Annotated in this window: 13 protein-coding genes; 8 read left to right on the top strand and 5 right to left on the bottom strand. The window is 69.2% G+C overall.

Features of this window, described 5'->3' with window-relative positions; all coding sequences use genetic code 11:
* Nucleotides 1-15 precede the first annotated feature (15 nt).
* The 3 genes from LI94_RS08710 to LI94_RS08700 all read left to right on the top strand — a co-directional run bounded on the left by LI94_RS08710 (nucleotide 16) and on the right by LI94_RS08700 (nucleotide 3768).
* Nucleotides 16-1851: an acyl-CoA dehydrogenase gene (locus tag LI94_RS08710; protein WP_024441394.1), complete on the top strand. Its 1836-nt coding sequence runs from the start codon at nucleotides 16-18 to the stop codon at nucleotides 1849-1851.
* 204 nt (nucleotides 1852-2055) lie between these two features.
* Nucleotides 2056-3024, top strand: coding sequence for a GlxA family transcriptional regulator (locus tag LI94_RS08705; RefSeq protein WP_046300944.1), 969 nt, complete (start codon nucleotides 2056-2058; stop codon nucleotides 3022-3024).
* A gap of 12 nt (nucleotides 3025-3036) precedes the next feature.
* Nucleotides 3037-3768: a DJ-1/PfpI family protein gene (locus LI94_RS08700; RefSeq protein ID WP_046300943.1), complete on the top strand. Its 732-nt coding sequence runs from the start codon at nucleotides 3037-3039 to the stop codon at nucleotides 3766-3768.
* A 130-nt stretch (nucleotides 3769-3898) separates the two neighbouring features.
* Here LI94_RS08700 and LI94_RS08695 read toward each other — a convergent pair whose 3' ends face one another.
* Nucleotides 3899-5278 (bottom strand): acetyl-CoA C-acetyltransferase, encoded by a 1380-nt coding sequence (locus tag LI94_RS08695; RefSeq protein WP_046300942.1) that lies wholly within the window; start codon nucleotides 5276-5278, stop codon nucleotides 3899-3901.
* A gap of 108 nt (nucleotides 5279-5386) precedes the next feature.
* On the opposite strand from LI94_RS08695, the gene LI94_RS08690 reads away from it, so the two are divergent.
* Together LI94_RS08690 and LI94_RS08685 are read left to right on the top strand one after the other, a co-directional pair.
* The gene (locus tag LI94_RS08690; protein ID WP_046300941.1) at nucleotides 5387-6760 is read left to right on the top strand and encodes a 3-oxoacyl-ACP reductase; all 1374 of its coding nucleotides are present in this window, start codon (nucleotides 5387-5389) and stop codon (nucleotides 6758-6760) included.
* A 5-nt stretch (nucleotides 6761-6765) separates the two neighbouring features.
* Entirely contained in the window at nucleotides 6766-7608 is an 843-nt protein-coding gene (locus tag LI94_RS08685) for a MaoC/PaaZ C-terminal domain-containing protein (protein ID WP_024441389.1), read from the top strand.
* A 76-nt stretch (nucleotides 7609-7684) separates the two neighbouring features.
* Here the strand turns inward: LI94_RS08685 and LI94_RS23085 are convergent, their stop codons facing one another.
* Nucleotides 7685-7858, bottom strand: a complete 174-nt coding sequence (locus LI94_RS23085; protein ID WP_192830943.1) for a hypothetical protein — start codon at nucleotides 7856-7858, stop codon at nucleotides 7685-7687.
* A gap of 282 nt (nucleotides 7859-8140) precedes the next feature.
* Between LI94_RS23085 and LI94_RS23740 the strand changes: the two genes are divergently transcribed.
* Nucleotides 8141-8338: a hypothetical protein gene (locus LI94_RS23740; protein ID WP_046300939.1), complete on the top strand. Its 198-nt coding sequence runs from the start codon at nucleotides 8141-8143 to the stop codon at nucleotides 8336-8338.
* Nucleotides 8339-8350: 12 nt separating this feature from the next.
* On the opposite strand, the gene LI94_RS08670 is transcribed toward LI94_RS23740, so the two are convergent.
* From LI94_RS08670 to LI94_RS22215, 3 genes are all read right to left on the bottom strand, one after another.
* Nucleotides 8351-8977 (bottom strand): TetR/AcrR family transcriptional regulator, encoded by a 627-nt coding sequence (locus LI94_RS08670; protein WP_024441386.1) that lies wholly within the window; start codon nucleotides 8975-8977, stop codon nucleotides 8351-8353.
* Between the two features lie 78 nt (nucleotides 8978-9055).
* Nucleotides 9056-10246, bottom strand: coding sequence for a glycoside hydrolase family 3 N-terminal domain-containing protein (locus LI94_RS08665; RefSeq protein ID WP_024441385.1), 1191 nt, complete (start codon nucleotides 10244-10246; stop codon nucleotides 9056-9058).
* Nucleotides 10231-10413 (bottom strand): hypothetical protein, encoded by a 183-nt coding sequence (locus LI94_RS22215; protein WP_239651183.1) that lies wholly within the window; start codon nucleotides 10411-10413, stop codon nucleotides 10231-10233. Before LI94_RS22215 ends, LI94_RS08665 begins: the two co-directional genes overlap by 16 nt.
* 138 nt (nucleotides 10414-10551) lie before the next feature.
* Between LI94_RS22215 and LI94_RS22210 the strand changes: the two genes are divergently transcribed.
* Nucleotides 10552-10725, top strand: a complete 174-nt coding sequence (locus LI94_RS22210; RefSeq protein WP_081654483.1) for a DUF2613 domain-containing protein — start codon at nucleotides 10552-10554, stop codon at nucleotides 10723-10725.
* 16 nt (nucleotides 10726-10741) lie between these two features.
* Nucleotides 10742-15019, top strand: a 4278-nt coding sequence (locus tag LI94_RS08660) for an alpha-(1->3)-arabinofuranosyltransferase (RefSeq protein ID WP_046300949.1), incomplete at its 3' end; no start/stop codon positions are given.

Genomic DNA, 15019 nt, shown 5'->3' with positions numbered 1-15019 from the left:
CATGAGGAGGAAGTAGTGAGCCACTACAAGAGCAATGTCCGTGACCAGGTGTTCAACCTGTTCGAGGTGCTGGGCTTGGACCAGGTCTTCGGCGAAGGCGACTACGCCGACCTGGACGTCGACACCGCTCAAGAGATGCTCGGCGAGATGGTCCGCCTGGCCGAGGGCCCGATCGCGGAGTCCTTCGTCGACGGCGACCGCAACCCCCCGGTGTTCGACCCGGCCACCCACTCGGTGACGCTGCCCGAGTCCTTCAAGAAGTCGGTGCGCGCCCACCTGGAAGCCGGCTGGGACCGGGTCGGGGTGATCGAGGAGCTCGGCGGCATTCCGATGCCCAAAGTCCTGATGTGGGCCCTGCAGGAGCACATCTTGGGTGCCAACCCCGCGGTGTGGATGTACGGCGGTGGCGCCGGCTTCGCCAACATCTTCTACAACATCGCCACCGAAGAGCAGAAGAAGTGGGCCGTCCTCGCCGCCGAGCGCGGTTGGGGTTCGACCATGGTGCTGACCGAGCCGGACGCCGGCTCGGACGTGGGCGCCGGCCGCACCAAGGCCGTCCAGCAAGAGGACGGCTCGTGGCACATCGACGGTGTGAAGCGATTCATCACCTCGGCTGACTCCGATGACCTGTTCGAGAACATCTTCCACCTGGTGCTGGCCCGCCCGGAGGGCGCAAAGCCCGGCACCAAGGGTCTGTCGCTGTTCTTCGTGCCGAAGTTCCTGTTCGACTTCGAAACCGGTGAGCTCGGCGAGCGCAACGGTGTCTTCGTCACCAACGTCGAGCACAAGATGGGCCTGAAGGTCTCGGCCACCTGTGAGCTGACCTTCGGTCAGCACGGCGTACCGGCCAAGGGCTGGCTCGTCGGCGAGGTGCACAACGGCATCGCGCAGATGTTCGACGTGATCGAGCAGGCCCGGATGATGGTCGGCACCAAGGCCATCGCGACGCTGTCCACCGGCTACCTCAACGCGCTCGAGTACGCCAAGGAGCGGGTGCAGGGCGCCGACCTCACCCAGATGACCGACAAGGCCGCGCCGCGGGTGACCATCACCCACCACCCGGACGTCCGCCGTTCGCTGATGACCCAGAAGGCCTACGCCGAGGGTCTGCGCGCGTTGTACATGTACACCGCCACCTTCCAGGACGAAGTGGTCGCCAAGGCGCTGCACGACGTCGACGCCGACCTGGCGGTCAAGATCAACGACTTGATGCTGCCGATCGTCAAGGGGGTGGGCTCCGAGCAGGCCTACGCCAAGCTCACCGAGAGCCTCCAGACCCTGGGTGGCTCGGGCTTCCTGCAGGACTACCCGATCGAGCAGTACATCCGTGACGCCAAGATCGACTCGCTCTACGAGGGCACCACGGCAATTCAGGCGCAGGACTTCTTCTTCCGCAAGATCATCCGCGACAAGGGCGCCGCGCTGGGCCACGTCGCGGGCGAGATCGAGACGTTCATCAAGAACGAGACCGGCAACGGGCGGCTGAAAGCGGAGCGGGAACTGCTGGCCACCGCGCTGGCCGACGTGCAGGGCATGGCGGCAACGCTGACCGGCTACCTGATGGCCGCGCAGGAGGACATCACCAGCATCTACAAAGTCGGCCTGGGTTCGGTGCGCTTCCTGATGAGCGTCGGCGACCTGATGATCGGCTGGCTGCTGGCCCGGCAGGCGGCTGTCGCGGTGGCGAAGCTCGACGCCGGTGCCGAAGGTGCCGACCGCTCCTTCTACGAAGGCAAGATCGCGGTGGCGTCGTTCTTCACCAAGAACTTCCTGCCGTTGCTGACCAGCACCCGCTCGGTGATCGAGAACATCGACAACGACATCATGGAGCTCGACGAAGCGGCGTTCTAAACGCCACGCACAGACCGCGCAGGCCCCCGGGGAGACCCCTTGGGGGCCTGTTGCATTTCCGGGATCACCCGGCGGGCAGACCCGAAAGCCCTCATGCTGGCTCGAAATGAGGGCCTCCACGTCTGCTCGGCGAACGCGGCTGTGTCCTGATATGTGGGATGTATGTCGTAGACGCCAGCTGCCCGGGCAGCTGACACTGATGGCATGGCCCGCAATGTCGTCATCCTCGGTTACCCCGGCATCCAGGCACTGGATGTTTTCGGGCCCGCGGAGGTCTTCGCCACCGCGACGCTGGTGCTGCTCGGTCAGGGCCGTGGCGAGGACGGCTACCAGGTCACCGTGGCCAGTGTTGGCGGCGTACCGATCGCCACCAGCAGCGGGCTGGCGCTCGCGCCGAGTCCGCTACCAGAACCGAACGAGCCCATCGACACCCTGGTTCTGCCCGGCGGCGTCGGCGTCCAGGCGGCGCAAGCCGACCCGGAAACCGTCGACTGGGTCCGGCGCGCGTCGACTCAAACCCGACGGGTGGTCAGCGTGTGTACCGGCGCGTTTCTGGCCGCGCAGGCGGGTCTGCTCGACGGATGCCGGGCCACCACACATTGGGCGTTCGCCGACGCGCTGGCCCGCGAGTTCCCCGCAGTCCGCGTCGACCCGGAGCCCATCTTCGTGCGCAGTTCGGCGGCGGTGTGGACCGCGGCGGGGGTCACCGCCGGCATCGATCTGGCCCTGGCGTTGGTGGAAGAGGACTACGGAACCGAGGTGGCACAGACCGCGGCCCGTTGGCTGGTGCTGTATCTGCGGCGACCCGGCGGCCAGTCCCAGTTTGCGGTCCCCGCATGGCTGCCGCGCTCCCGGCGCGCGCCGATCCGTGACGTCCAGGAGCTGATCGAGTCCGAACCCGGCGGCCCGCACCGGATAACCGAGCTGGCATCGCGGGCCTCGATGAGCCCCCGGCACTTCACCCGGGTCTTCACCGACGAAGTGGGCATGGCACCGGGCGCGTACGTGGAGCGGGTGCGCACCGAGGCCGCCCGCCGACAACTCGAGGAGACCGACGACACCGTCGTCGCGATCGCCGGGCGCTGTGGATTCGGCACCGCGGAAACCCTGCGGCGCACCTTCATTCGCCGACTCGGCATCTCGCCCGATCACTACCGCAAGACCTTCGCCTGAAAGGAAATACCCATGCAGATCGCAATTGTGCTCTACCCCGGATTCACCTCGCTGGACTTCATCGGCCCCTACGAGGTGTTGCGCTGGCTCCCGGATGCGCAGGTGCGCTTCGTGTGGCACGAGCCGGGGCCGATTACCGCGGACTCCGGGGTTCTGGTGGTCGGGGCAACCCACTCGTTTGACGAGACGCCCTCCCCCGACGTGATTCTGATCCCCGGCGGGATGACGACCATGGCACATGCCCGCGACGAGAAACTGCTGGACTGGGTCCGGTCCGCCCACCCGACGGCGACGTGGACGGCATCGGTGTGCTCGGGTTCGGTCGTGCTGGGCGCCGCCGGACTGCTCACCGGCAAGCGCGCCACCTCGCACTGGATGGCGCTACCGGCGCTGAAGGCGTTCGGCGCTACCGCGGTCGGCGACGAGCGGATCGTGCACGAGGGAGACATCGTCACCTGTGCGGGGGTGTCGGCCGGGATCGATCTCGGGCTGTGGCTGGCCAGCCAGATCGGCGGCGAGGGCCGCGCCAAGGCCATCCAGTTGTCGATGGAATACGACCCGCAGCCGCCATTCGACTCCGGCCACACGTCGAAGGCATCGGTGCAGACCAAAGCGGCGGCCACCGCGCTGATGGCCAGGGACCTGGCGAAGCCGGCCCAGTTGAAGGCCAGCGCGCTGTTGCTGTGGGATCAGGCGATCGGCGCGGTTCGCAACCGGCGGCGGATCCAAACGGTCCGCCGCTGAATCCCCTCAGTTCAGCGGCGGACCGGGCAGGTTGCTTCGCGCTGCCACCGGGGGCCCGCGGCCACGCGAAGCGAACCGATGTCTCGACTACCCGGCAACGGCGCGAATCAAACGTCGATCGTCGCGCCTGTCAGCCCTCGAGGATGGCGGCCACGCCCTGGCCCCCGGCTGCGCAGATCGAGATCAGCGCACGCACCGGCTTGTTCTTCGCGGCGCCCTTCTTGGCGGCCTTGGCCTCGGCGATCTGCTTGGCCGCCTGCGCCACGATCCGCCCGCCGGTGGCCGCGAACGGGTGACCCGACGCCAGCGACGAGCCGTTGACATTGAGCTTGGACCGGTCGATGGCGCCCAGCGCCGAATCCAGTCCCAGCCGCTGCGTGCAGTACTCCTGCGACTCCCACGCCGCCAGGTGACACAGCACCGTGGCGGCGAACGCCTCGTGAATCTCGTAGAAGTCGAAGTCCTGCAGGGTCAGACCATTGCGCGCCAACAGTCGCGGCACCGCGTAGGTCGGCGCCATCAGCAGGCCGTCGGCGCCGTTGACGTAGTCCACCGCGGCCGTCTCGGCGTCGACGAAATACGCCAGCGGGGTCAGGTTGCGTGCGGCCGCCCACTCCTCGCTGGCCAGCAGTGCCACCGACGCACCGTCGGTAAGCGGGGTGGAGTTGCCCGCGGTCATGGTGGCGTCACCGGCCTTCGCGCCGAACACCGGCTTGAGCGTGGCCAGCTTCTCCGGGCTGGACTGGGGCCGCAGGTTGTCGTCGCGGTAGAGCCCCTGGAACGGCGTCACCAGGTCGTCGAAGAAGCCCCCGTCATAGGCGGCGGCCATGTTGCGGTGGCTGGCTGCGGCCAGCTCGTCCTGGTCGACCCGCTTGATGCCCATCTGCTTGGTGGTGATGGCCTGGTGCTCGCCCATGGAAAGGCCGGTCCGCGCCTCTTTGTTGGCCGGGATTTCCACGCCCAGCGCGGCGGGCAGTTTGCCTGCCAGCTTGAGGCGCTGCAGGTTCGACTTCGACCGGCGCAGCGCAAGCAGCGTGCGACGCAGTTCGTTGCCGATCGCCAAGGGCGCGTCCGAGGTGGTGTCCACGCCACCGGCGGCAGCCACCTCGTAACGGCCGGCGGCGATTCCGTCGGCGGCGCAGATCGCCGCCTGCAACCCGGTACCACAGGCCTGCTGTAGGTCGAAGGCCTGCGTGTAGGGCGACAGCGCCGAGCCCAGCACCGATTCGCGGATCAGGTTGAAGTCACGGCTGTGCTTGAGCACCGCCCCGCCGATCACCGCGTCCAGCTTCTCGCCGGCGAGGCCGAACCGATCGATGAGACCGCCTAGCGCTGCGGTGAACATGTCCTGGTTGGACGCGTTCGCGTAGGCGCCGTCGGAGCGTGCGAACGGAATGCGATTGCCCCCGAGGACGGCGACGCGGCGGCGCGTGCCGGCGGTTGCCTCGGCAGGTTTAGCAGCAGATGCAGATGCCACGATCTCTCGTCTCTGATGGTGGGTCCCCCGCATTGCCGGGGACGGTCGTCCTAATACTACCCAGTATTCTTACTCTGGAGTAAGTTCGTTGTCGACACCGTGGCCCGCACCAGGCACGTCCCCACATGGAAGGCAGCACCCATGCCCCCTAAGGCCCCCAAGCTCTCCTCGGACCTGTTGTCCCAGATCCTGGGCTCCGCCCCCGGATCGTTCCTGGCCAAGCAGCTCGGCGTTCCGCAGGCCGAGACGCTGCGTCGTTACCGGGTCGGCGAGCCGGCGCTGGCCGGCCCGCTGCTGATCGGCGGGTCGGGCCGGGTGGTCGAGCCGCTGCGGGCCGCGCTGGCCGACGACTACGAGCTGGTCGGCGACAACCTGGGCGGCCGGTGGGCCGACTCCTTCGGCGGACTGGTCTTCGACGCCACCGGCATCACCTCACCCGCCGGGCTGACCGCACTGCATGAGTTCTTCACCCCGCTGCTGCGCAACGTGGGGCGCTGCGGCCGGTTGGTCGTCGTCGGCACCACCCCCGCGGCCGCCGGCAGCGCCGACGAGCAGATCGCCCAGCGCGCGCTGGAGGGCTTCACCCGCTCGCTGGGCAAGGAACTGCAGCGCGGTGCCACCGTGCAGCTGGTGTACCTGTCGCCCGACGCCAAGCCTGGGGCCACCGGCCTGGAATCGACGCTGCGATTCATCCTCTCGGCCCGCTCGGCCTACGTCGACGGCCAGGTGTTCTACGTGGGCGCCGACGACGCGACCGCTCCGGCCGACTGGGACCGGCCGCTGGAGGGCAAGGTCGCGATCATCACCGGGGCGGCGCGCGGCATCGGCGCCACCATTGCCGAGGTGTTCGCCCGCGACGGCGCCAAGGTGGTGGCGATCGACGTGCCGCAGGCCGCCGAGGCGCTGCAGAAGACGGCTTCCCGGGTGGGAGGGACCGCGCTGGCCCTGGACGTCACCGCCGACGACGCAGTGGACCAGATCACCGCGCACCTCGCCGAACACCATGGCGGCAAGGCCGATGTGTTGGTCAACAACGCCGGTATCACTCGCGACAAATTGCTGGCCAACATGGACGACGCCCGATGGAACGCAGTTTTGGCGGTCAACCTGCTTGCACCGCAGCGCCTTACCGAAGGGCTGGTCGCCAACGGCAGCATCGGTGACGGCGGCCGGGTGATCGGCCTGTCGTCGATGGCCGGGATCGCGGGTAACCGCGGCCAGACCAACTACGCGGCCACCAAGGCCGGCATGATCGGCCTGACCGAAGCGCTGGCTCCGACACTGGCCAAGAAGGGCATCACGATCAATGCCGTCGCCCCGGGGTTCATCGAAACCGAGATGACGGCGGCGATCCCGCTGGCCACCCGCGAGGTCGGGCGCCGGCTCAACTCGCTGTTCCAGGGTGGTCAACCCGTCGACGTCGCCGAGTTGATCGGCTACTTCGCCAGCCCGGCGTCGAATGCGGTCACCGGCAACACCATCCGGGTCTGTGGCCAAGCCATGCTGGGAGCGTGAGAGGGATGTCCCAACCCAGTGGCATGAGAAACATGGTGCGTGCGGTAGCCGGGGCGCTGCCCTTCATTCCGCGCACACCAACGCTGCCGAACCGGACGCTGCGGGTCGACGAGCTGGTGATCGACCCCAACCACGTCGCCGCCTACGCGGCCGTCACCGGGCTGCGATTCGCCGATCAGGTCCCGCTGACCTACCCGTTCGCGCTGACCTTCCCGACCGTGATGGAGCTGGCGACCGGGTTTGACTTCCCATTCGCCGCGATGGGTTCGGTGCACACCGAAAACCGGATCACGCGCCACCGCCCGATCACCGTCACCGACACCGTCGGAGTGACGGTGCGGGCAGAGAACCTGCGGGAACATCGCAAGGGCCTGCTGGTCGACATCGTCACCGACATCACCGTGGGCAACGACCCGGCCTGGCACCAGGTGACGACATTCCTGCACCAGCAGCGCACCAGCCTGTCCGACGAGCCGAAGCCGCCGCCGGCCAAGCAGCCCAAGCTGGGCCCTCCCAACGCGGTGCTGCGTGTGACGCCGGGCCAGATTAGGCGGTACGCATCCGCGGGCGGCGATCACAACCCGATCCACACCAGCTCGATCGGCGCCAAGCTGTTCGGATTCCCCACCGCGATTGCGCACGGGATGTTCTCCGCGGCAACCGTTCTGGCCAATATCGAAGGCGCGCTTCCGGACGCTGTCGACTATGCGGTGCGGTTCGGCAAGCCGATGCTCCTGCCGGCCAGCCCCGGCCTCTACATCGACAGGGTTGACGGCGGCTGGGATCTGGCGCTGCGCAACGTAGCCAAGGGCTACCCCTACCTGACGGGGGCGGTGCGGGGCCTATAGCCGATACCGCTGTTGCCCCTTAGGCGTTGTCGACGGCGAAGCCGGCCGCCTTCAGCAGGGTCGCCTTGCTGGCCTCTCAACGGGTGCTGACGACGTCGATACCCCAAACCGGGATCGACATCACCAGGCCGCGGACCACCACCATCACGGCGGCCATATAGGCGGGCGCGGAGAACCCCGGAGCAGCCTCGGGCAACGCCTCAGCGGAGGCCACTGCCAGTCCATAGATGTGCTGCTCCAACGACTTCACCGTCTTGGCGACCTGTGCATCCGTCCAACACGCGCAGCCCACAGGTGAGCCACCGAAAGTGCTTGCGGGGTAGTGAATTCGCGCCAGATCAGGTCGAGGTAGCCCGCCATCGACGATCTGTCGAATCTGTCCTTCCCCAGCGCAGCCGATTTCCTGGGCGCCTCGGCGGGCGATGTCACGTCGTTCACGCTGCCCAGCCTCAGCGAACTCGCCAACGCGTTCAGCAGCATCGTTGCCTCGGCGTACGCGACGCTGCTTCCGACTGCCGACATCCTCAACGCCTTGCTCACCACCGCACCGGCCTATGCGTTCGAAGTGTTCGCCCAGGAACTCGCCCAAGGCGACGTCATCGACGCCATCGGCCTGCCGATTGCCGGCGTCGTCGGATTGGGCACGCTGGCAGCCGGTTTCGAATTCCTGGCACTCAACGGTGCGGTCCTCGACATCACCGCGACCATCCAGGATCTCTTCACGGCCTGAGGCCGCGCCCCACTACCCGGCCGCGGCGGCGTCGGCGCCGTCGCGGCCGCCCGGGGCTTCCTTGAGTCCACGCCAGAACAGGTCGATCATCAGCTCGCCGGCTTCGTCGACGCCGGTATCACCGGTGCTGACCCGGCTCGCGATCGCCTCGCCGGCACCCACCAGCGCGACCGCCATCAACTCGAAGTCCACGCCCGGCTCGGGCTTACGCGTGCCGGCCCGCAACAGCCGGCCGACCAGCTCGATGATTCGCTCGCGTCCCTCGCGCACGGTGTGGGCGAACGCCTGCGAACTGGTGGCCTGGGTGTACATCACGATCCAGGACGCCCGGTTGGCGTCGATGTACCGCAAGAAGGCCCGAATCGTGTTGCGCAGCATGTCTTTCGGGGGCTGTTGAAAGTCGATTTCGGTGCGCACCGACTCGACGAAGCGGCGCAGTTCGCGGTCCAGACACGCCCCGAACAACTCCTCTTTGGAGCCGTAGTACAGGTAGAGCATCGGCTTGGAGATCTGTGCGGCCGCGGCGATCGAATCCATCGAGGTCTCGTGGTAGCCGTTGACCGAGAACATCTGCACCGCGGCGTCGAGCATCTGCTGTTCGCGCACGGCCCGCGGTAACCGCTTGTTACCAGCTGCCATCGCCTCGAGGTCCTTCCGCGATCCCCCTCGGCCCGATCTTACCGAAGAGTAACTTGTGTGCTGCCCGCGCCGCCGGAATCACCCGTGGCAGTGCGTACCGGGCAACTTGGCCGCGGCGACGCGCGCCAGCGAGGCGTCGACGGCTTCCTGCTTCAGCTCGCCGGCGGACACCGCCTGCTCCAGCCGGTCCAACACCGCGGGCACCTCGTCGGTGGTGACCCACAGTGCGATGTCGACACCGGCCTGAAGGCTGCGCAGCACCGCCTCGGCGACTCCGTAGTGCTCGGTGATCGCCGCCATCGACGACAGGTCGTCACTGAACACCGGGCCGTCGAACGCCGGTCCGTGATAGTCGGTGCCGGTGCGCAGCAGCGTGACCGCCGCCGGGCTCAGGCTGGCTGGATCCTCGGTCAGCCCGGGAACCTCCAGGTGGCCCATCATCACCGCCACCGGCGCCTCGGTGACCAGGGTGCGGTAGGGCACCAGGTCGTTGTCCTGCAACTGCGCCAGAGACGGCGTGACCACCGCTCCGGCAGTGTGCGAGTCACCGGAACCGTGGCCGTGGCCGGGGAAGTGCTTGAGCACCGGCAGCAGCCCGGCGTCGCGCAGACCCTGCGCGTACGCGCCGGCGTACTCGGTGACCTTGGCCGGGTCCGAACCGAACGAACGGTCCCCGATCACGGTGTCTTCGTCGGTATCGGCGTCCACCACATCGACAACCGGCGCGAAATCGACAGTGATGCCCAGGTCAGCCATCTTGCGGCCCCGCTCGGCGGCCAGCTCACGCACCTGCGCGGCGCTACTGGTCTGCGCCAGTTCCTTGGCCGACGGCGACTTCCCGATCAGCGACGACAGCCGAGACACCCGGCCGCCCTCCTCGTCCACGCTGACCGCCAGCGGCAGCGGGCCGGTGGGTGCTTGGCTGTCCTTGATCTCCTTCAGCGAGCCATCGGTGAGCATGGACAGGTCAGTCCAGCTGCCGATGAAGATGCCGCCGACGTGGTGATCGGTCACCACGGCGCGGGCGTCGGCCGCATCGCGGACCCCCACCATCACCAGCTGCGCCAACTTGTCGCGGACCGACAAAGCCGACACCTGCTCACACACCGGATCGCCCGGCGGCGCGGAGACTGTCGCGGTAGGCGACGCCGCGGCGTCAGACGACGGTGCGGGCGTCTCGTCACGGTGCGAGCACGACGTGACGAGCGCCGGCAGTACCGCGGCGGCCAGCAGCAGACCGGGCAGTTGTCGAGTCAGCGATCCAGGCATAGCACCATGCTGTCACGGCCTGAACCGCCGGGCTCATGCGGCGGCCCCAGCATCGCCTCTCCTCCGTCGAGCCTCCCTGAACCGCCGGGCACATGCGGCGGCCCCAGCATCGCCTCTCCTCCGTCGAGCCTCCCTGAACCGCCCGGCCCATACGGCGGCCCCAGCATCGCCTCTCCTCCGTCGAGCCTCCCTGAACCGCCGGGCTCGCGAAGCCCACGTGCTACGTTGGCGGTCGGGGCCCAAGCGGGGGCTGATGTTGATGGCGCCCCTGATCGACGTCACGAGAGTGCAGAAGGAGCCTGACCATGCCTCGGTTCGTGGTACCGGCCGCCATAAGCATGGTCGTGGGGGTCTTGCTGGGTGCGGCGGCCGTCTTCGGCGTCACGCTGATGGTGCAACAAGACACCAAGCCGCAGATCGCCGGTGGCGACCCGCAGTCCTCGGTGCTGAACAGGGTGGAGTACGGCAACCGCGGCTGACCTGCGGACGCCGGCAATGCCTGACCGTCCGCCGGCAAAGCCGCAGGCTGTAACACCGTTGTCCCGGCGCTGGCTGTGGTTGGTTGGCCTCGTCTCGCTGATTTTCAGCCTCTTGCAGGCACCCGGCCGGATCTCTCCGGACACCAAACTCGATCTGACCATCGCTCCGCTGCGCTTCCTGGCTCGTGCCGCCAACCTGTGGAGCAGCGAACTGCCGTTCGGCCAGGTGCAGAACCAGGCGTACGGCTACCTGTTCCCGCACGGCACGTTCTTCTTGGCCGGTGATCTGCTGGGGCTGCCCGGCTGGATCGTTCAGCGGCTGTGGTGGGCGGTGCTGCTCACGGTGGGCTTCTGGGGCCTGCTGCGGGTCGCCGAGACGTTGCGGATCGGAACCCCGACGGCACGGTTGATCGGCGCCGCCGCGTTCGCACTGTCGCCGCGAGTGCTCAGCACCCTGGGTTCTATCTCTTCCGAGACACTGCCGATGATGCTGGCGCCCTGGGTGCTGCTGCCGGTAATCCGGGCTTTAGGGGCGCCACGTGACCCCGGTCGGGACGCCCCGGAGCGGCCCACCCGGGTGCTGGCCGGCCAGGCTGGGGTCGCGGTCGCGTTGATGGGCGCCGTGAACGCGGTCGCGACGCTCGCGGGGTGCCTGCCGGCGATCATCTGGTGGCTGTGTCATCGCCCGAACCGGCGCTGGTGGCGCTTCACCGGCTGGTGGCTGCTGGCGCTGGGGTTGGCGGTGACGTGGTGGGTGGTGGCCCTGCTGCTGCTTGGCCGGGTCAGCCCACCGTTCCTGGACTTCATCGAATCGGCCGGGGTCACCACCCGGTGGACGTCGCTGACCGAAATGCTGCGCGGCACCCATAGTTGGACGCCGTTCGTCGCGCCGAATGCCACGGCCGGGGCGCCGCTGGTCACCCGCCCGGTGATGATCCTGGGCACCTGCCTGGTGGCGGCCGCCGGTCTGGCCGGACTGACCGGCATGCTGTCTCGGCGGTCGCCCGGCGCCGGACGGCTGGTCACCATGCTGCTGATCGGGGTGACGCTGTTGGCCATCGGCTATGCCGGGGGACTGGGCTCGCCGCTGGCCCACTCGGTGCAGGCCTTCCTGGACGGCGCCGGGGCGCCGCTGCGCAACCTGCACAAACTCGAGTCCGTGCTCCGTATCCCGCTGGTCCTGGGGCTTACCCATCTGCTGGGGCGTATCCCGCTGCCGGGCAGCGCGCCGGCAGTGGTGTGGCGGCGCGCGTTCGTTCACCCCGAACATCACAAGTCGGCCGCGGTCGGTCTGGTGGTCCTGACGGCGCTGATGGTCTCGACGTCACTGGCCTGGACCGGCCGGCTCACCCCGCCGGGGACATTCAGCGCGTTGCCGCAGTATTGGCGCGACGCCGCGGCGTGGATCGCCGAACACAACAGCGGGGGGCCCACCCCCGGCCGGGTGCTGGTGGCACCGGGAGCCCCGTTTGCCACTCAGACCTGGGGCACCAGCCACGACGAACCGCTGCAGGTCCTCGATGTCGGCCCGTGGGGGGTGCGCGACTCGATCCCGCTGACCCCACCGCAGACCATTCGGGCGCTCGACTCCGTGCAGCGCCTGTTCGCCGCCGGCCGCCCGTCTGCAGGCTTGGCCGACACCCTGCTCCGACAGGGCATCTCCTACCTGGTGGTGCGCAACGACCTGGACCCCGACACCTCCCGGTCGGCCCGACCGCTGCTGGTGCACCGCGCCGTCGACGGCTCACCGGGACTACAGCGCGTGGCCCAGTTCGGCGAGCCCGTCGGGTCCGGCACCGTCCCGGGATTCGTCGCCGACAGCGGCCTGCGGCCGGCCTATCCCGCGATCGAGATCTACCGGGTCGGCGACCCCGCGACCGATGCCAACCCGGGCGCGCCGTACCTGGCCGACCTCCACGCGATGCCGCGGGTCGACGGCGGCCCGGAGGTGCTGCTGCGACTCGACGAACACCGCCGGTTGCGCGGTGAGCCCGCCCTGGGCCCGGTGCTGCTGACCGCCGACGCCCGGCGCGCGGACTTGGGCACGCCGGTGGTCACCGTCACCGACACCCCGCTGGCGCGCGAGACCGACTACGGCCGGGTCGATGACCATTCGTCGACGATCCGGGCAGCCGGCGACGCCCGGCACACCCACAGTCGGGTACCGGACTATCCGACACCGGGCGCCAGCACGGTGTTCGGCGGCTGGCTCGGCGGCCGTCTCACGGCGTCCAGCTCGTCCTCGGACGCCACCACGCTGCCCGACGTCGCACCGTCGACCTCACCGGCAGCCGCCATCGACGGCGACTCGGGCACCGCCTGGGTGTCCAACGCCCTGCAGTCGGCGGTCGGCCAGTGGTTGCAGGTGGATTTCGACCACCCGCTGACCAACGGCACCATCACCTTGACGCCCAGTGCGACGGCCGTCGGCGCCCAGGTGCGGCGGATACAGATCTCCACGGTGAACGGCACCACCACCTTGCGGTTCGACCGCGCCGGCGAGCCCCTGATCGCCGCACTGCCCTACGGCGAAACACCCTGGGTGCGGATCACCGCGTCGGGCACCGACGACGGCTCCCCCGGCGTGCAGTTCGGTATCACCGATCTGGCGATCACCCAGTACGACGCGTCGGGCTTCGCGCATCCGGTCGACCTGCGCCACACGGCGCTGGTTCCCGCTCCACCCGCGGGCGCTCAAGTGGCGCAGTGGGACTTGGGTGCGGGCTTGCCGGGCCGGACCGGTTGTGCGACGGCCGACGGCGTGGTGCGCTGCGCGGCATCGATGATGCTGGAGCCCGAGGAGCCCGCCACCTTCAGCCGCACCCTGAACGTGCCGCGAGCCATGTCGGTGACCCCGACAGTGTGGGTGCGACCGCGCCAGGGCCCGAACCTGGTCGACCTGATCGCCGAGCCGGGCGCCTTGCGGGCCCGCGGTGACGCCGACGTGCTCGACGTGCAGGGGTCGGCGTACGCCGCGGCCGACGGTGACCCAGGCACCGCCTGGACGGCGTCACAGCGAGTGGTCGCACACCGATCCCCGCCGACCCTGACCATCACGTTGCCGCGTCCGGTCAAGGTGACCGGAGTGCGGTTCACTCCCAGTCAGTCCCCGCTGCCGGCGCACCCCACACTGGTGGCCGTCGACCTGGGTTCCGGCCCCCAAGTCCGGGAGCTGGGGGGATCCGACGATCAGCAGGTGGGCTTGCTGCCGCGGGTCACCGACACCGTCATGATCAGCCTGCTGGGGTGGGAGGACGTGATCGACCGAACCGCGATCGGCTTCGATCAACTCAAGCCGCCGGGGCTGGCCGAGGTCAGTGTGCTCGGCGCCGACGGACGTCCCGTGGCCCCGGCCGATCACGCCCGAAACCGGTCGCGTGCGGTCCACGTCGACTGCGACCACGGGCCAATCATCGCGATCGCCGGCCGGTTCGTACACACCTCGATCACGACCACGGTCGGCGCGCTGCTCGATGACAAACCGGTGGCAGCGCAGGCATGCGACCTGCGTCCGATCGCGTTGCCGCCCGGCGCGCAGGAATTGATGATCAGCCCGGGACCGGCGTTCGTCGTCGACGGCGCGACGCTGTCCGCGCCGTCAGCGTCTACGAGGGCCGCCGCGACCAGGCCCGCGCAGATCGGCACGTGGAGCGCGGACCGGCGTGAAGTGACAGTGCCCGCCGCGGCGGCCGCTCGGGTGCTGGTTGTTCCGGAGAGCATCAACGGCGGGTGGGTGGCGCGCACGTCGGACGGCACACGCTTGGCGCCGGTGGCGGTCAACGGATGGCAGCAGGGCTTTGTGCTGCCCGCAGGCACCGACGGCGCGATCACGCTGACGTTCGGGCCCAATCGGATGTACCGGCTCGGGATGGCCGGCGGACTGGCTCTGCTTCCGCTGTTGGCGTTGTTGGCCTGGTGGCCAGTGCGGCGGGTCCGCGATCCCGGCCCGCCGGCAGCGCCGTGGGGGCCGAGCCGGCGCGTGGCGGCGACCGGTGCGCTGACGGTCGGCTTCCTGATCGCCGGGACCGCCGGGGCGGCGGTGTTCGGCGCCGCGATGGTGTTGCTGCTCGCGTTGCAGCACCGGCAGCGCGCCTTTGAGGTGGCCCGGCTCGGGTTGAGCGCCGGCGGTCTGATCACGGCGGGCGCGGTGCTGTGCCGGCATCCCTGGCGGTCGGTGGACGGCTATGCCGGCCATTCCGCGGGGGTGCAGCTGGCGGCCCTGGTCTCGGTGGCGGTCCTGGCGGCGACGGCGGTGGTCGCGAGACCGACGGAGTCGGGCGAAGCGGGCCAGCGC

Origin of the sequence: Mycobacterium sp. UM_Kg27 (genome assembly GCF_000972905.1) — a bacterium.
Classification (GTDB): Bacteria; Actinomycetota; Actinomycetes; order Mycobacteriales; family Mycobacteriaceae; genus Mycobacterium.
This window is presented reverse-complemented; position numbering and strand designations above follow the sequence as displayed.